Source organism: Epilithonimonas tenax DSM 16811 (genome assembly GCF_000428485.1).
Classification (GTDB): Bacteria; Bacteroidota; Bacteroidia; order Flavobacteriales; family Weeksellaceae; genus Epilithonimonas; species Epilithonimonas tenax.
On record NZ_AUAA01000013.1, the window covers coordinates 21,170 to 38,039 of the forward strand.

The 16,870-nt window shown below is 38.5% G+C and carries 14 protein-coding genes; 7 read left to right on the forward strand and 7 right to left on the reverse strand.

Translation table 11 applies throughout. The features are described 5' to 3' along the window. Positions 1-34: 34 nt before the first annotated feature. The 3 genes from F564_RS0108340 to surE all read right to left on the reverse strand — a co-directional run bounded on the left by F564_RS0108340 (position 35) and on the right by surE (position 2,213). A complete protein-coding gene (locus tag F564_RS0108340) occupies positions 35-724 on the reverse strand; it encodes a class I SAM-dependent methyltransferase (RefSeq protein ID WP_034981117.1) in 690 nt (229 codons plus the stop codon). 145 nt (positions 725-869) lie between these two features. Then, positions 870-1,439: a Crp/Fnr family transcriptional regulator gene (locus F564_RS0108345; RefSeq protein ID WP_028122237.1), complete on the reverse strand. Its 570-nt coding sequence runs from the start codon at positions 1,437-1,439 to the stop codon at positions 870-872. A 9-nt stretch (positions 1,440-1,448) separates the two neighbouring features. Then, complete coding sequence (gene surE / locus F564_RS0108350) at positions 1,449-2,213, reverse strand: 5'/3'-nucleotidase SurE (RefSeq protein WP_028122238.1); 765 nt, start codon at positions 2,211-2,213, stop codon at positions 1,449-1,451. A 327-nt stretch (positions 2,214-2,540) separates the two neighbouring features. Here surE and F564_RS0108355 point away from each other — a divergent pair, with 327 nt between their 5' ends. Next, positions 2,541-4,661 carry a carboxy terminal-processing peptidase gene (locus F564_RS0108355; RefSeq protein WP_028122239.1) on the forward strand — a complete coding sequence of 707 codons (2,121 nt, stop codon included), beginning with the start codon at positions 2,541-2,543 and terminating at the stop codon, positions 4,659-4,661. A 93-nt stretch (positions 4,662-4,754) separates the two neighbouring features. Here the strand turns inward: F564_RS0108355 and F564_RS0108360 are convergent, their stop codons facing one another. After that, positions 4,755-6,422 (reverse strand): DUF6909 family protein, encoded by a 1,668-nt coding sequence (locus F564_RS0108360; RefSeq protein WP_028122240.1) that lies wholly within the window; start codon positions 6,420-6,422, stop codon positions 4,755-4,757. Between the two features lie 372 nt (positions 6,423-6,794). Between F564_RS0108360 and F564_RS0108365 the strand changes: the two genes are divergently transcribed. The 4 genes from F564_RS0108365 (at position 6,795) to F564_RS0108380 (ending at position 12,641) form a co-directional block, all read left to right on the forward strand. Next, positions 6,795-8,111 carry an ammonium transporter gene (locus F564_RS0108365; RefSeq protein ID WP_028122241.1) on the forward strand — a complete coding sequence of 439 codons (1,317 nt, stop codon included), beginning with the start codon at positions 6,795-6,797 and terminating at the stop codon, positions 8,109-8,111. Between the two features lie 192 nt (positions 8,112-8,303). Continuing rightward, on the forward strand, positions 8,304-9,410 hold the full coding sequence (locus F564_RS18950) for an outer membrane beta-barrel protein (protein ID WP_084406796.1): 1,107 nt from the start codon (positions 8,304-8,306) through the stop codon (positions 9,408-9,410). 154 nt (positions 9,411-9,564) lie between these two features. Further along, complete coding sequence (locus F564_RS0108375; protein WP_028122242.1) at positions 9,565-11,763, forward strand: glutamine synthetase III family protein; 2,199 nt, start codon at positions 9,565-9,567, stop codon at positions 11,761-11,763. 221 nt (positions 11,764-11,984) lie between these two features. Continuing rightward, positions 11,985-12,641: a C40 family peptidase gene (locus F564_RS0108380; RefSeq protein ID WP_028122243.1), complete on the forward strand. Its 657-nt coding sequence runs from the start codon at positions 11,985-11,987 to the stop codon at positions 12,639-12,641. 61 nt (positions 12,642-12,702) lie between these two features. Here F564_RS0108380 and F564_RS20945 read toward each other — a convergent pair whose 3' ends face one another. Beyond that, on the reverse strand, positions 12,703-12,864 hold the full coding sequence (locus tag F564_RS20945; protein WP_154656830.1) for a hypothetical protein: 162 nt from the start codon (positions 12,862-12,864) through the stop codon (positions 12,703-12,705). Positions 12,865-12,973: 109 nt separating this feature from the next. Then, the gene (locus tag F564_RS0108390; protein WP_028122245.1) at positions 12,974-13,990 is read right to left on the reverse strand and encodes an aminoglycoside phosphotransferase family protein; all 1,017 of its coding nucleotides are present in this window, start codon (positions 13,988-13,990) and stop codon (positions 12,974-12,976) included. Between the two features lie 57 nt (positions 13,991-14,047). Here F564_RS0108390 and xrtF point away from each other — a divergent pair, with 57 nt between their 5' ends. Together xrtF and F564_RS0108400 are read left to right on the forward strand one after the other, a co-directional pair. Then, positions 14,048-14,587 carry an exosortase family protein XrtF gene (xrtF, locus tag F564_RS0108395; RefSeq protein WP_028122246.1) on the forward strand — a complete coding sequence of 180 codons (540 nt, stop codon included), beginning with the start codon at positions 14,048-14,050 and terminating at the stop codon, positions 14,585-14,587. Between the two features lie 546 nt (positions 14,588-15,133). Beyond that, entirely contained in the window at positions 15,134-15,562 is a 429-nt protein-coding gene (locus F564_RS0108400; RefSeq protein ID WP_028122247.1) for an exosortase F system-associated membrane protein, read from the forward strand. A 292-nt stretch (positions 15,563-15,854) separates the two neighbouring features. Here the strand turns inward: F564_RS0108400 and F564_RS0108405 are convergent, their stop codons facing one another. Beyond that, complete coding sequence (locus tag F564_RS0108405; RefSeq protein ID WP_028122248.1) at positions 15,855-16,856, reverse strand: cation diffusion facilitator family transporter; 1,002 nt, start codon at positions 16,854-16,856, stop codon at positions 15,855-15,857. Between the last annotated feature and the right edge of the window lie 14 nt (positions 16,857-16,870).

Here is a 16,870-nt window from a genome sequence, read left to right on the forward strand (position 1 = left end):
CCATATTGATAACCGCCAATTAAAGGCGGTTTTTTTATTCTTTGGATAATTGTACGAGATATTGGTCATTCTCATCCTGATAAATCAGTTCGGTTTTCCAGCCTTCTTCAGAAGCGATTTTTTCTAGGGTTTCACGGTCCAGATAAAGCCATTTGAACCATTCTGTAGCTTGTTTTTGATATTCGTAAAGGCAGGTAGCTTCACCATAATACTGCTCCGTAGGAAGCACATCTTCCTCGTACATATAACTGATATCCGAAGAGTCGAAGATCAAAATGCCGTTTTCATTAAGCAAACGATCTGCTTTCCTTAGAAATTTTCTGAAACCAGGCAAATCTCCACAAAGGCCAATGCCGTTCATCAATAACAAAAGCGTATCGAATTTTTCATCATCAAATTTGAAAATATCTGCGCAGACTACATTTGTCAGTCCTCGGTCTTTCATTACTTCACAGGCTGCGGGAGAAATTTCTAGTCCAACGACGTCAAACTTTTTATGTTGAAGAATTAGGGCGTGACTGCCGGCGCCTGCGCCAATATCCAACACTTTTCCTTTGCAAAGATCCAATGCTTTTTTCTCGAGAAGTGGCATTTGCTTTTCGGTTCGGAAATAGACAGAGATCGGCATTTCTACTCTCGGCCCAAAAGTGTCGTGAACATAGAGTTTTCCTCTGCTGGTTTTCTCGTAAAAATTTTTGATGGCAATACCGGGAAGATCGATCATATTAATAAAAACTTACCGCAAAGATAAAACAATAAAAAAAGCATCCAGATTTCCCTGAACACTTTTCTTCGTCATTCGGATCTTGGGATCTGAATTGATCTCTACAAAGGTAGTTGTTATTTCTTACATATAAAATGAACCTCGGTTAAGAAATTCGTCTTCTTATTCTGCTAAGTGCCTGAGGCGTGATTCCCATATAGGTGGCAATATGCTTCAGAGGGATCATCTGAAAAAGATCGGGATGCTCTTTCATCAGTTTCAGATAGCGTTCTTCTGCAGACTCGCTGAGGTAAGAAAATTCTTTTTTCAATTTCTCAACATATATACTTTCTACGGTAAGCCTTCCTAAAAGATTGCCGACAGGAGAAGTACGGTAAACTTCCTGTAGATCATCATAATGAATTTGCCACAGCACCATATCCGTCAGTGCTTCCACATTACACTTGGATGGTGATCTTTGCAGAAAAGAATCGTACGATGTGAGGTATTGGTGTTTAAAAACAAATCTTGTGGTAATTTCTTTATTTTGGTTTATAAAAAAAAGTCGGGCTGCTCCTTCTTCAACAACGGTGAGATAATGATCTATGTCGCCTTCCTTGAGAATGATTTCTTTTTTCTTGTATTCTTTCCTGATATTTCTGCTCGCAAAAATGTCCCAGTTTTCATCAGAAATTGGAATATTTTTAGAACGAAGGAATTGTTTCATGAACTCCATTCACGCTATTTATTGGTAAATAGAATTGAGTTCCTGCATATACTCATAAGCAGTTAAATCAAATTTTACAGGAACAATACTGATAAATCCGTTTGCCAGAGCTGTTTCGTCTGCATCCTCTGATTCATCCATATTGTTGAAATACCCGGTGAGCCAGTAATATTTTTTGCCGTGCGGATTGGTTCTTTCGTCAAAACTTTCTTCCCATTTGGCATTGGCCTGTTTGCAGACTTTGATGCCCTTGATCTCTTCTTTTTTAAGATGAGGAATGTTGACATTCAGAACAATGCCTTTTGGCATTGGTTTTTCCAGGGTTTTCAGAATGATATCTTTAATAAAATGTTCTGCCTGGTCAAAATCGGCTTCCCATTTGAGATCGGAAAGAGAAAATCCAATGGCCGGCAAACCTTCTACACCAGCTTCTACAGCGGCAGACATCGTTCCGGAATAGATCACATTAATGGAAGAGTTGGAACCGTGATTGATGCCTGAGACGACGATGTCCGGTCTTCTTGGAAGGATCTTGTCCAAAGCCATTTTCACACAGTCTACCGGTGTTCCTGAGCAGGAAAAATCTTTTTGAGGACCTTCAAGATGCAGTTCTTCGAAGCTTAAGGTGGAGTTGATCGTGATGGCGTGTCCTTTGCCACTTTGAGGAGAATTGGGCGCGACTACGATCACGTCGCCAATCTCGTTGACAATGCTAATTAATTTTCTAATGCCAGGTGCTGTGATTCCATCATCATTGGTTACCAGTATCAATGGTTTGCTCATAAAATTTATTTTATATTTTTTCGCTTTTTGCGAGATTTTCAAAATTATCTCAAAAATAACCAATTTATAATGAGTAAAATAAAATAAGGTGTTAAATTTGGTTTCGTTTTTGAATACCAACGTAACATTCAAAAGAAAATTTTGACTAATCAAAACCAAAGATTAAACAACTTTTCATAATTTTATCTAATCTTGGGATTGACTTCGCAGATTTTATGGATCTAGCAGATAAGTATTAAAGTTTAAATCTGCGAAATTAGCTTAATCAGCAAGATAATAATATTAAAAAATCTAATTTAATAGATTATAAAGCCACTTTAAAAATTTATGTTCAAAAAAATCAAGTTCAAGAAACTGCTGATGTTTGCGCCACTGATGACGCTGATGTTCTGTTTCAATTCCCCTCAGAATGACGATGAGAAAATGCAGACCATTATGGTAAGCGTCAAAAATACGCTTTCCTACCTTCATTACAGCCCGAAACCTATTAACGATGCCTATTCGCAAGATGTTTTTGATCAATACATAGAAGATGTAGATGCATCTAAACGATACTTTCTGAAGTCCGATATAGACGAGTTCAAAAAGCATTATACGAAACTGGATGACTACCTGAATAACGGGAATCTTGTTTTCTATAAACTCACGATTGACCGGCTTTACCAGCGTGTAGATGAGATCGATAAAATGACGCAGGACATTCTTGCAAAACCGATCAATCTGGAAGAAAACGATGAATTGATCCTCGAGCCAAAAAAAAGAATGTATCCTGCTGATGCCAAGCAACAGTACAACGAATGGAAAAAATACATCAAGTATAACATCCTTCAGGAAATTGAAACCTTGAACAGCAAAGAAGAATCTCAGAAAAAGAAAAAAGATTCTGTGATCAACAACAAACTGCCAGATACCATAAAATACGCACCACTTTCTATGGAAAAGAAGCGTGAAAAAGCAACTTTGGAGGTAAAAGACTTGATTACAGACTCTTTCAGGAGATTCAAGAAAAGAAAGAAAATGGACTGGTTCTCTGTTTATATGAATACTTATACGGAGGTTTTTGATCCGCATACCAACTATTTCTCGCCAAAAAGCAAAGAGGAATTTGATATGAATTTCACTGGAAAAGTCATCGGCATAGGTGCCATCATTCAGGAAAAAAGAGGCTATCTTTATTTGGGAGCGCTGACGATAGGAGCGCCGGCCTGGAAATCGAAACAATTGTCCGAAGGCGACAAGATCCTGAAAGTCAAATCAAAACCAGGAGAAGAACCGGTAAATGTTGTAGGAATGTTATCTGATGAAGCGGTAAGACTGATCCGTGGCGAAAAGGGAACACCTGTCACAATGACCGTTGAGAAAAAAGATAAGACGATCAAAGAAGTGACGATGATCCGTGAAGAAGTGGCGATAGAAGATACCTTTGCAAGAAGTATTGCTGTAAATGCTTCCAATGGCAAAAAATATGGATTTATCTATTTGCCGAGTTTCAATGTGGACTTTGAAGATCCGAAAGGGAGAAATGCTTCTGACGACATCAAAGCAGAATTGATCAAACTTAAGAAAGAAAATGTACAAGGCATTATCCTAGATCTAAGAAGCAATGGTGGAGGATCTTTGACAGAAGTCGGCGATATCATGGGATTATTTATGAACGCAGGTCCTTACGTGCAGGTGAAAGACAGTCGTGGAAAAGTTCAGGTTTTATCTAATAAATCCAATGAACCTATCTGGACAGGTCCGCTGGTCATTATGCAGAACGAATTATCTGCCTCTGCATCAGAAATCCTTGCAGGAGCAATGCAGGATTATGGAAGAGCTGCTATTATTGGTTCGCCGAGTTCATTCGGGAAAGGAACCGTACAGACTTTTGTTGACCTTAATCGATTCCTTAATAGCAATGAAGATTTTGGTTCTTTGAAGCTCACGATCCAGAAATTCTACAGAATATCTGGTGAATCTACCCAAAGAAAAGGAGTTGAGTCTGATATCAAGATGAAAGACTTCTTCTCGTACTCAGAAGTGGGTGAGCGTTTTGATCAGTTTGCTTTGCCTTGGGACAAGATAGAAACCGCCAGTTATAAAAAATTGACGACGCTTAATGTACCGCAATTGCAGGCAGAAATTGACAAAAAGATTGCGGCTAATAGCAATTACAAACTACTGCAGGAATCTGCAGAATGGAAAGAAGCGTTGGACAAGGAAGAAACCATTACGCTCAACCAAACCAAGTTCAATGAACTGATGAAAACGCGCAAAGCGCAGATCGAGAAATTCAAAGGTCTGGACAAATTCAATAACGGATTAAAATTTACCCTTCATCCGGACGAATTATTAAGAATCAAAAAAGACGAAGCATTTGCCAAAAAAACCGAAAACTGGAGAAAAAATCTCGAAAGAGATTTCTATCTGGAAGAAACGGTAGATGCATTGTCGAAGATCAAATAAATATATCAAAAAGCGTCCCGAGATTTTCAGGACGCTTTTGCTTATCATTCCAAAAAAAACCTCCGGTCTATGTAGTCTGGAGGTTTTTTTCTTTTATTTCTGCTCAAGAATTTTCTCGATTATTTTATGTGTGATCATATAAGTTGGTTTCACGCCTGTGAGTCCAAGTCCGCCGGAAGACAATGTACTTCCCGTCTCCAATGGATTATCCGACGCATAGTAAGCATACATCACAAATAGATCTGGAGAAATATGATGACGGATCTTGCTCGCTACCTGAATTGCTTTTTGGTAATGTGCACCTTCCATTTCCAGACCGATGGCTTTCCAAGAAGTCGTCATAAAGTAAGATAGGATGTCTTTGTTTTGAAGCGATGTTCCCAAAACGGTCACCATCGGTCCTTCATAAGCTTTGACCTCATCATCTACAAAATCTTCCAGATTCAAGGCATTTTCGAAAGTGTAATTATCCGCAGTACCTTCAAAGATGTGAGCGGTTGGGATCATAATGTCACCTTTTCCGCCCGTTAAGATGCCTGCTTTTCCCATAATGGAAACTGATTTTACCTTCATCATATAGACTTCGCCCTTCACCTCGTAAGGTCTTAGCAACTCGTCCATCACTTCAAAAGCCTGCTCTCCAAAAGCATAATCGAAAACCAAAATAATATCGTCTCCATTGTATTTCTGAGTAGCAAAAACAGAGTTCTTCAGTTCGGTTTTAGAAAGGTCTATGATCTGAACGTCAATATTACTGCCGCTGTGATCCTCTATGTAGATCATGCCTTCTTTTAGGGCGTGGTCCAAAATCTTGGTTTGTAAATCCTTCTTATTGCTGATATCAGCGAATAATTTATAATCTACCTCTTTTGTTCCTTTTTTATGAAGTGCATCATTGGCGAAGAGCATGTTTTTCACAGAGTGCATATTCGCACTGATGATGTGAAGCGGTCTCATATGCAGATTGTTCTCTACCAAAACCTGTTTGATTTTGTTGGCCCATTTCTCCCCAAAAAGGTGGTGCCCAACTCTTTCCTGTAGGATCGATGAGAAATAGATTTCGCGTTCGCTCACTTCTTTCCAGTCTGTCAAACTTACCTGTCCTAACCAATAAATGATTTTGAACAGACGGTCTGGGTTGTTGTCATCGCCAAAACCGTTATAAGCGTTCAGGGTTTCATCAAAAGTCCTTCCCAGGAAAGAGGAAAGATGGATCAACGCTACTTCTTTTTCTTTTCGGCTGTGTTTTTTCTCGCCTTTTGCGACTTCTTCTATGATTTTCCAGATGCGTCTAGGTCTGCCGTCCTGGCTCATATCGAATCCAATATTTCTGATTTTGTCAGCTTCCAGATAGAGAAACGTAAGGTGCGTTAGGATGTCATAAATTTCAGAACGTCCCAATAGAACTTCGATGTTCATCTGGTGTTCATCTATTCTATAGCAGTTTCTACGTCTTTTCTTAGGAACAATGGGCTCGAAACTTCCTTTGTCGAAACCTTCGTCCGAAGTTAGGTGGATGAAAGAACACTCTTCAATGCCTTCCGGAAGACGGTCAAGAACATAAAGCAGACCATCCAGTTCTATCTTATTGGGAACGCTCATACTTCCGTAGATTTCGGGATTGATGACCATTAAGAGTTTTCTTAATGACTCGCCCGAAACACCTGAAGGTTTGAAAAATCCCCTGTAGAATAAATGTCTCATAGACACGTATAATCTTTCGATAGCCTCTGTGGTTTCTCTTGCTCTTGAATTTGCCATATATTAAAATTTTTATAAAAGTCTACAAAGTTACAAAAATTAAATTAAATAATTAACTATCTGTTTGTCAGTCGTTTGGGCTTTGTTTGGAATTTTTGGTAACTGGTTTTAAAATTAATCTTTCTTCCGGAATTGGGAAATAGTCTCAAGAATAAATTTTATTCACTCTGGAGTTAGGTTCGCATTAAAAAAAACGAAGGTGTCTAAAAATAGGGGTGTACTCTCTATAGTTTTATTATATAAGTATTAATATTGTTATTTTATAGGGGTGTTAATTAAAATTAATGTTGTTTTATTGAGAAAGCCCCAATTAATTAGGGTTATTTGTGATAATATCCATAAATTAGATTTACAATTTAAAATAATTAAACTATGAGAAAATGGATTTTACTAATGACACTGCTTATTTTAGCGGTTTTGTGCCTGTATTCGGGCAGTATCTTTATGGAGACGCCTATTGCTGAGAAGGATATTCCTAAGTTTAGTGCTGCGGATATCTCGTGGATGTTGGTGTCAACAGCCTTGGTATTGATAATGACGCCGGGACTGGGGTTTTTCTACGGCGGCATGGTGACGAAGAAAAATGTGATCAGCACGATTTTGCAAAGTTTTATTGCAATGGGTGTTATTACGGTCGTTTGGGTGGTTATTGGATTTGGGTTGGCTTTTGGCGATACTGTAGGTGGACTTTTTGGAAATCCAACCCAATATCTTTTCTTTAATAATGTGGGAACTAAAACCGCCTGGTCACTGGCTCCAACAATACCTATTTTGCTTTTTGCTATTTTTCAGATGAAGTTTGCGATCATCACACCGGCACTCATTACAGGTGCTTTTGCAGAAAGGGTTAGGTTTTGGTCGTATTTGCTATTTATGATTTTGTTTTCAGTTTTGATTTATTCTCCTTTGGCTCATGCTGTTTGGCATCCGGAAGGGATCTTATTTAAATATGGTGTTTTGGATTTTGCAGGTGGAACCGTTGTGCATATGAGTGCAGGATGGGCTGCGCTGGCTGCTGCTCTGTTCTTGAAAAAAAGAAATGAGCCGGAGCATAATCCCAGCAGAATTACTTACGTGATTTTAGGAACTGCGTTACTTTGGTTTGGTTGGTTTGGCTTCAATGCCGGATCTGCATTATCATCTGGAACATTAGCTGTACAGGCTTTTGCTAATACAACAGCGGCCTCTGCTGCGGCAGCGATTGGTTGGGGTGTTATCGAAAAAATAAGAGGGAAAAAACTTTCTGCCATGGGTGTCTGTATAGGGGCTGTGGTTGGTTTGGTTGCCATTACGCCTGCTGCTGGATTCGTGACGGTTCCTCATTCGATTTTGATAGGATTAATAGCTGTGGCTGTGAGTGGTTTTGTTGTTAATCTTAGAAGCAAAACGGATGTAGATGATACGTTGGATGTTTTCCCTTGTCACGGTGTAGGTGGTATGGTGGGAATGGTTTTGACGGGTGTTTTTGCAACGTCATCTGTTAATCCTGCGGTTGTAGAGCAGGGCCTGTTCTATGGAGAAACCAGTCTGTTCATTAAGCATTTGGTTGCTTTGGTTGGAGTTTCTGTTTTCGCTTTTGGAGGGTCTTTTGTCCTTCTTTATATTACCAATCTGATTTCACCGCTTCGTGTCAATCAAGAATACGAAATACAAGGTCTGGACAGATCACAGCACGGAGAGTCTTTATAAAGGGCTTGACAAAATCTTTTTCTATAACTTTTAAAAATAGATTTCTTGGGTTTTTAGAGATTCTATGTTTTGAGTTCTGGTTAAAATTTAAAATTCTATAAATCAATTATTTACACTTTGTTTCGCGAGGCGTATGGGTGGATTTTGCCCAAAAGTCAGGAGTGATTTAATACTAATCTTAAAAATATAATTATGAAATTATTTTCCGTTCTATCAAAAAATATAATGTTGCTGATGTTGGGGGTTTCTGGTTCTTTGGCTTTTGCCCAGGAAGAAGATCGTTTGAAGAGCTTTCACTTTAGTGGTTCTGCTGATATTTTCTATAAGTATGATTTTGCAAATGTCGATTTCAATACAAGAACAAGTTTTACAATACCTAATAATTCATTTGAATTGGGCATGTTGTCCCTGAAAATGACCCATAAAACCGGTAAATTCGGTCTTACAGCGGACGTTGGGGTGGGGAATCGTGTAGAACAATTCAACTATACCCAATCCAATACGGGCCTAATCATCAAGCAGTTATTTATAGATTATGCTGCAACAGACAAGCTTACGATTACGGCGGGTTCCTGGACAACGCATATCGGTTACGAACTTTTAGATGCGCCTGATAATGATATTTACAGTATGTCTTATGCGTTTTCTTACGGCCCTTTTTTTCACACAGGACTGAAGGCTAATTATGTTCTCGATAAATTCAATTTTATGGCAGGGATTGCAAACCCGACAGACTTGCGGTCTTCTTTCCAGAAAGTTGAAGTGGTAGAGGTGAGTGGCGATGTCATGACCGAGAGCTACAGAAATAAATTTTTCATCTGGCAAATTGGTTACGCGGCGGACAGTTTCAATGTTTATTTGAATGGTCAGCAAGGCAGCTACAATCCACAGAGTTCAAACATATCTCAATTTGATATCACCGCGGCCTGTAAGGTGACGGACAAATTAAAATTGGGGCTTAATGCTACTACGTTTGAGTCCAAAGATGATCTGGACGACTTCAAAAAAAGATGGTCATCCATTGTTGGGTATCTTAAATATGGACTTACAGAACATCTCGCTTTGAACTACAGGGCAGAATTGCTTAATAATAAAGAAAATGCGCTGGCAATTGGTTCAGGAACAGTTGGTCAAAACATTTTTGCCAATACCATTTCAGGAACTTTGTCCTATGGTAATTTTCAGTTGAAGCCAGAGATCAGATTCGAGAAAGCAACAGAGCCTATTTTCATAAAAAAGAAAGAAGTGGCTACAGAATCTGCCGGAAACTTTTTAATCGCAGCCATGTATAAGTTTTAAAAAAAATCTTTGAAAAATAGAAAACACCCGTAGATGGGGTGTTTTTTTAATAGACTCGTATGATCTTGTGTCGTTTTTTTTCAACTTAGCCCATAAAAAAATGATATCAGTTATACTTTTTTTTATATTTGTACAAAATTAATCCAAAAATTTTATGTCAACATTAAGATTTAAAGCCTTAGCCGAGCTTCCTTTCAGAAATTACAGAAGAGATAATTTCGTAGAAGTTCCTGCAAAACTATCAGAGCTGTTTTGTCAAAACGTATTCTCTGAAGAAACAATGAGAGAATATCTTACCAAAGATGCTTTCCAACTGTTAATGGAAGCTTCTAAGAAAGGGACAAAGATCCAAAGACATATTGCTGATCAGGTGGCTGTTGCTATGAAAGATTGGGCATTATCAAAAGGTGTAACGCATTACACACACTGGTTTCAGCCTTTGACAGGAGCAACTGCTGAGAAGCACGATTCTTTCTTCACGCCTATAGAAGGCGGAAGAGCAATTGAGAGATTCAGTGGTGGAATGTTGATCCAACAAGAGCCAGATGCTTCTTCTTTTCCTAATGGCGGTATCAGAAATACTTTTGAAGCAAGAGGTTATACCGCTTGGGATCCTACTTCTCCGGCTTTTATTATGGGAACTACACTTTGTATTCCTTCTATCTTTATTTCTTACACAGGCGAGACCTTAGATTATAAAACACCTCTTTTGAGGGCACTCAATGCTGTAGATGAAGCGGCTACAGATGTCATGAAGTCCTATTTCGATAAAAACGTGACCAAAGTTTCTCCAACGCTTGGGTGGGAGCAAGAATACTTTCTGGTAGATACGGCGTTGTTTCAGTCACGTCCGGATCTTGTTTTGACGGGTAAAACTTTGCTAGGTCATTCTCCTGCAAAAGGTCAGCAGTTGGATGATCATTATTTCGGATCCATCCCTACAAGAGTGATGAACTTTATGAAGGAATTGGAAATCGAATGTATGAAGTTGGGGATTCCTGTAACAACAAGACACAACGAGGTGGCTCCCAATCAATTTGAGTTGGCACCAATGTTTGAAGAAGCGAATGTTGCGGTGGATCACAATTCATTATTAATGGATATTATGGCGAGAATTGCACATAAGCACCACTTCCATATTTTATTTCACGAAAAACCATTCGCCGGAGTCAACGGTAGTGGAAAGCATAACAACTGGTCTCTGGGAACAGACACAGGTGAAAATCTTTTGAGTCCAGGAAAAAATCCTAAAAAAAATCTTCAGTTCCTGACATTCTTCGTGAATACTTTGAAAGCGGTACACGATTATGCGGATTTGTTGAGAGCCTCTATTGCCTCCGCAAGCAATGATCACAGATTAGGAGCTAACGAAGCACCACCAGCGATTATTTCAGCATTTATCGGAAGTCAGTTATTCCGCGTGCTGGAAGAGTTGGAAAAAGTAACGGACGGGAAATTGTCACCTGAAGAAAAAACAGATTTGAAACTGAACGTTGTTGGGAAAATCCCTGAGATCCTTTTGGATAACACTGATAGAAACAGAACATCTCCGTTTGCATTTACAGGAAATAAATTTGAAATCAGAGCCGTTGGTTCTTCTGCAAACTGTGCAGAGGTCATGACGGTGATGAATGTGATTGCCGCAAAACAGCTAAAAGCTTTTAAAATAGAAGTGGATGGTTTGATAGAGAAAGGTCTTAAAAAAGATGAGGCAATTTTCAATATCCTGAGAGAATATATCAAGCATTCAAAGAATATTATGTTCGAGGGAGATGGCTATTCCGATGATTGGGCAAAAGAAGCGAAGAAAAGAGGTTTGAACAATCTTAAAACGACGCCAGAAGCGCTTAAGAGAGAATTGGACAAAAAATTCGTAGATCTTTACGAAGAATTGGGAATCTATTCTCACAGAGAGTTTGAAGCCAGAAATGAGATCAAACTAGAGAAGTATTCTACGGTAATCGACATCGAAGCTAGAGTTTTGGCAGACATTGCCAGAAACCACATCATCCCTGCGGCACTTAACTACCAAAACAGATTGATAGAGAATGTGAAAGGTTTGAAAGAGATCTTCAGTGAAAAAGAATTCAAGACCTTGGCAAAAGAACAATTGAGCCTTATTTCTGATATCTCAGGCAATGTTTCGGTTATCAAATTAGGCGTTGATGCTTTGTTGACCGCAAAAGAAAATGCTAAAAATACGGCCGGAAGCCAAAAACAGGCTGAAGAGTATTGCAACAAGGTGAAGCCTCTGTTTGATAACATTAGAGACGCATCTGACGCTCTGGAAATGATGGTAGATGACGAGCTTTGGCCAATGACCAAGTATAGAGAATTATTATTTACGAGATAGACAAATTCTAAAACGTTAAAGAATCTTAACTAAAAACAAAACCGCAAAGTCTAAATAAAGGCTTTGCGGTTGTTTTTTTTTAACATTCTACGTGAGACTGTTAAAATATGTTAAACTAAAGAGCTACCAGTTTGATTTGGGAGACCCTTCCAAGAGTAATGGCTAAATTTGCTATGCAATCACAAAAAAACCACTCAAGTTTAACAGATAATTAAATATATATGAAGAAAAGAGTTCTAGTTTATTTCTTATTTGTAGCCACATTTTTTTCACTGCAATCTTGCGTTTCCAACTACGTGGTTTCTAACAACCAATCATACAAAACCAATGCCAAGTTTGCTTCTCTCGAGGTAAAAGCGATTTCAAAAAATTCTGATAATCAAGGCCAAAAAGTCTTGGCTTCTATCGCTAATACGAATGAAGTAATCAAAAGATCAGCCATAGAAAATGCGATCATCCACAGCAACACCATAGACAACATCTTATCCGAAGCCGAAAGTTACCTTGGAACACCTTACAGATACGGAGGAACTTCCAGAAGCGGAATAGATTGTTCAGCATTTGTACTATCTGTATTTGGAGCAGCAGCAGGCATGGAGCTTCCAAGAGTCGCAGCAGAACAATCTCAGGAAGGGGATTCTGTAGAAAGAACCGAATTACAGAAAGGTGACTTGGTTTTCTTTTCACACGGCGGAAGAAGAATCTCACACGTCGGTATCGTAGAAGAAGTGACCGCCGAAGGACAAATCAAATTTATCCACGCAGCCACTTCCAAAGGGGTCATGGTTTCCTCACTGGACGATAACTATTGGGGGCCGAAGTTCAGGTTTGCAAAAAGAGTGATAAAACAAAATCAATTAAGTATATTAAATAATTAGATAACTGAATATATTCAGAAAAACCTCAGAATTCATTTCTGAGTTTTTTTTTGGGCGTTAGTCAAAGCTCCATTTTTGAGGAGCTTAATCCCGCTTTCCGCTCTATCTTTTTTGCCATTGCGGACGACCTTAGGACATAGATTGCCGTTGGGAAAGCAATACCAAAAAAGGATGCCGCTGCAATCGGGGCTAGGCCTTTCAAGATCAATCCACCCAAATCCATAAAAAGTCAGTTTTGTCATGCCGTAGGAAGCCCCATGTAGTGGTGTGACAACGTCCAGCTAACGGTCGGTATTCCTAAAATGCAGCATACTTCCGGCTGAATCCAACATCTAGCCAATGATCAAATCCTCAATTTTGGATTGTACTTCTGGACTCTTCAATCTTAAAATGACAAAATACAACTCCGGAAAATTTTGAGAGATCACATTCCAGCTTTGATTCAATTCATAGATGTTATCAATTCCCTGGAAAAGACTGGCTAAAAAGTGCGACTTCCTCTGGATCAGACCTCGGAATCCGTACGCGCCTAGAACCTGCAGAAAACGCATCATTTGCAGCCATTCGAAAGATGTTTTCAAAGCTTCTCTTTTAGATGCATTTTCCCAGAAAGCCAAATAATATTCCAACATTTCTTCTTTGAAATTCTTTGAAAATTTTGCTTTCGCCTGATACAGAAAAGAGATCACGTCATAACCAGCCGGACCTTCCATGGCTGACTGGTAATCAATAAAATAGACCTTGTCCTCTTCGTTTACCAAAATATTCCTGGACTGGAAATCCCGGATCATCAAGGTTTTTGGCTCCAGCTTCTGGATCACCTCCGATATTTGTTTGAATTCTTTTAATAAAGTGGACTTATGGTATTCGATTTCCAACACATCAAGCATAAAGTTTTTAAAATAGTACAAATCGTGCGTGATGGGCAGATCATCGTAGCTCTCGTATTCAAAACTATTGCTGTAATCCACTTTTCCCAACGTCTTGTTTTGAAGTTCAAAAAGAGCTTTCAGACTTTTCTTGACCAAATCTTTGACGCGTTCAGATTCGCCTTCTTGCGAAATAACTTCTGATAACGTCCGATCGCCTAAGAATTCCTGAACATACAGATCTCTTTCTTGATCGATTAGCAACACCTTCGGTGTGTTAAGATTCAAACCAGCAAATACCTCCGAAAAGTAAAAAAACGCCTCATTCTCAAGGGTGTTCTCGTTGTAGGTAACCACATATTTCTGGGTTTCAGAAGAGGCTATATAATTGATCCTTGCTGATCCACTTTGCGGAAGTGCGACAAATGAACTGGCTCTTTTACCTAAAAAATCTTCGAAAAATTCCTGATGATTCTGCATAAGACAAAGTTAATTAATAATAGAATTTGAAACCACGAAAAAGCGTAATTTTACACGATGAAAGATTTTCTACCGGTTCTGAAGATTTTATTACGGTTTGTAATCGTCTACATTGTTTTTGTACTGCTTTACCAGTTTTACCTCAATAATTATGAGAATGATGTGGTAGACCCTTTCACAAGATGGGTTGCTGGGCAGGTTGCTATTCTTCAGAATTTTGTGGGTTTTCCAACGGTTTTGGTAGATCATCTGAAAGTTCACAGTGTGCTTTTCAAGACGGATGGCAAATTCACGACGAGGATGGTAGAAGGTTGCAATGTCATATCGGTTGCCATTCTTTTTGTTGCTTTTATACTTGCTTTTTATAAAGGCACCAAAACCTTTCTGTATATTTTCGCAGGCTTGTTGATCCTTCACATCCTGAACGTTTCCAGAATTGCCCTTCTGAATATTATTTTCCTCAAATATCCGCAATACGAAAGAATCGGTCATGATTATCTTTTTCCGGCAATCATCTATGGGGGCGTCATTGGTCTTTGGCTGGTGTGGATTCGGTTTTTTGCTTTACGAAAAGTTGAAATATGTAGCCGATTATAGGTTGGATTAGCTTTAAATTTTAAAATAAGAGTTCGTTTAAAATTGGTTAAAAGATAAATTTTTCAAGACATTTTTCTTTTCCCTAACCCTAAAAAGGCAGAAAAATGCTTTGAAAATTTTGTCAAAATTGCGCCCTGTAGGGTCATACAAATCATTTTGATATAACTTTAACTGACCGTAAAACAACGAAAGACAGAATCACTTGGTTCTGTCTTTTGTTGTTTTGTGAAAAAAATAATTTTTTTAGAAAAAAATAGATTACCAGTTGTTTTTTATTTTGTAATTTTATCCCGAACACACACGCACACAATGAAAAACAAATTTAAGCACTTATTGGTTCTTTTCCATATATTCTTTATGAACCATTCACAATCGAGAATTTCACAATTCCTTTCGTAAAAAAAATCACCCTTTTCGGATAAAATTTGACCCTGTGTTTTTAACCTTATAACAGTTAAATCGGCATAGCGTAGTTTTTATCATCAATTACTTTAATTTCTGTAAAAATGGTGGTTTTTATATCAATTTTGCAATGCACAAATAATTCTGAAAATGCTTAGGTATTTTTTTGTTTTGTTAGGCATTTTAGGATTAGTAGGGATCCGTGTAGTAGAAGATACGGTTTTTTACGATCCTTTTATAATGTTCTTCAAGTCTGCAGATCACAGTGCTGTATTTCCCAATTTTCAGTGGGGCAAGCTGGTGGTTTCGTATGTTTTCAGGTTTGGGCTCAATACTTTTTTTTCAGTTTGGATTATTCATTTTTTGTTCCAGAATAGCAACTGGAGTAAGCAGGCGTTTGTACTGATGGCTTTGATCTTTGTCATCGTTTTTCCGATCTACCTGTTCTGTATCTATGACAAGCTTGAGTTTGGGTATCTGTTCTCTTTTTATATCAGAAGATTTGTGATACAACCTTTGCCGTTGTTGTTGATCATTCCTGTTTTTTATTATAGAAAAAAGATGGAGCTTTGAATATTTTAGGCACCTATTAATCTATTCTACCTTTAAAGGTGTAGAAGAACCTAACTATTTATTTTTTTTAAGTCGCACCTTGCTGGGCGGCTTTTCAGCGATTGTTTTTCCTTGATTTTGTTAAGATAAGATCTTAATGATCTGAACTTCTGAAAATTTTGTGTTTTTCATTGTATTCCAAATTTAAAAACTATATTTTTAAATGTTTCAGTTTTTGGAGAAGATTACAACTCTTAGCAAATAATGCAAAGCGTTTTCGAGGATGACACATTTTGCGGACAATCAGAAACGCTTAAGTATTTTCCACGGTGTGTTTGTCCGGCTGGGCAATATTGTTGCCGATCCATTCTACTTTTTTAACAAATTGGTATTGGCGGACAGGGCAGTTCTTGATCTGACAAATAGCGCAGGATATCGGTTTGCAGTCATCCATATGGAAATTGAATTCTACAGATCTATCGGTGTTGCCAGCGATCAATTTGATCACTTGCTCCATCTCTTCGTGAGCGGTTCTCAACTCGAAATACCAAGGTAAAGTGATGTGCGCGTCGATGTGAAGGCGGCTTCCAAATTGCTGGATCTTCATGTTGTGGATGTCTATCCATTCTGGTTTTCTGTTGCTGTTAAGAAATGTGGCAAGATTTCCCAGCATTTTCGGATCTGCCTCATCCATAATCCCACTGAGAGAATGGCGGACGATCTTGTAACCAACCGTGATGATGTAAACGCCAAAGATCAAAGCCACTACAGAATCTATCCAAACGATCTTTGTGAAATAAACCAATATTAAACTGATGACAACACCCAAAGTCGTAAATGTATCCGACTGCAAATGTTTTCCTGAAGAAATCAAAACCACAGAATTCTGCCTTTTCCCTTTCTGAATGGAAATGTATCCCAAAACATAATTCGCAATGGCTGTTGCTGCCACGATCCAAATTCCCCAATCCACTTTGCTGATGACCTTTCCGGTGATCAAACTGTTGCAGCCTTCATAGATGATCATAATCCCGGCGATGCAGATCAAAGAGCCTTCTATGGCCGAGGTTACAAATTCTACTTTTCCGTGACCGTAAGGATGATTTTCGTCTCGCGGTTTCGCAGCTAGATATAAGGCGTAAAGTCCCATAAATGCGCTGATGACATTCACGATGCTTTCCATCGCATCTGAAAAAACCGAATCTGAATTGGTCAATTTCCACGCTACGATTTTTCCGACAAAAAGGACGATGCCTACCGCGGCGATCCATTTTTGAAAGGTAATATTGGCGTTTTGTTCTTTGCTTTTTTCCATTGCTAAAAAAAGAA

What these genes read in the sequence shown, in the direction of transcription:
- F564_RS0108365 (WP_028122241.1), top strand. Translation starts at nt 6,795, where the DNA reads ATGAGAAAATGGATTTTACTAATGACACTGCTTATTTTAGCGGTTTTG.
- xrtF (WP_028122246.1), top strand. Translation starts at nt 14,048, where the DNA reads ATGAAAGATTTTCTACCGGTTCTGAAGATTTTATTACGGTTTGTAATC.
- F564_RS0108345 (WP_028122237.1), bottom strand. Translation starts at nt 1,439, where the DNA reads ATGGAGTTCATGAAACAATTCCTTCGTTCTAAAAATATTCCAATTTCT.
- F564_RS0108380 (WP_028122243.1), top strand. Translation starts at nt 11,985, where the DNA reads ATGAAGAAAAGAGTTCTAGTTTATTTCTTATTTGTAGCCACATTTTTT.
- F564_RS0108355 (WP_028122239.1), top strand. Translation starts at nt 2,541, where the DNA reads ATGTTCAAAAAAATCAAGTTCAAGAAACTGCTGATGTTTGCGCCACTG.
- F564_RS0108360 (WP_028122240.1), bottom strand. Translation starts at nt 6,422, where the DNA reads ATGGCAAATTCAAGAGCAAGAGAAACCACAGAGGCTATCGAAAGATTA.
- surE (WP_028122238.1), bottom strand. Translation starts at nt 2,213, where the DNA reads ATGAGCAAACCATTGATACTGGTAACCAATGATGATGGAATCACAGCA.
- F564_RS20945 (WP_154656830.1), bottom strand. Translation starts at nt 12,864, where the DNA reads ATGGATTTGGGTGGATTGATCTTGAAAGGCCTAGCCCCGATTGCAGCG.
- F564_RS0108340 (WP_034981117.1), bottom strand. Translation starts at nt 724, where the DNA reads ATGATCGATCTTCCCGGTATTGCCATCAAAAATTTTTACGAGAAAACC.
- F564_RS0108405 (WP_028122248.1), bottom strand. Translation starts at nt 16,856, where the DNA reads ATGGAAAAAAGCAAAGAACAAAACGCCAATATTACCTTTCAAAAATGG.
- F564_RS18950 (WP_084406796.1), top strand. Translation starts at nt 8,304, where the DNA reads ATGAAATTATTTTCCGTTCTATCAAAAAATATAATGTTGCTGATGTTG.
- F564_RS0108390 (WP_028122245.1), bottom strand. Translation starts at nt 13,990, where the DNA reads ATGCAGAATCATCAGGAATTTTTCGAAGATTTTTTAGGTAAAAGAGCC.
- F564_RS0108375 (WP_028122242.1), top strand. Translation starts at nt 9,565, where the DNA reads ATGTCAACATTAAGATTTAAAGCCTTAGCCGAGCTTCCTTTCAGAAAT.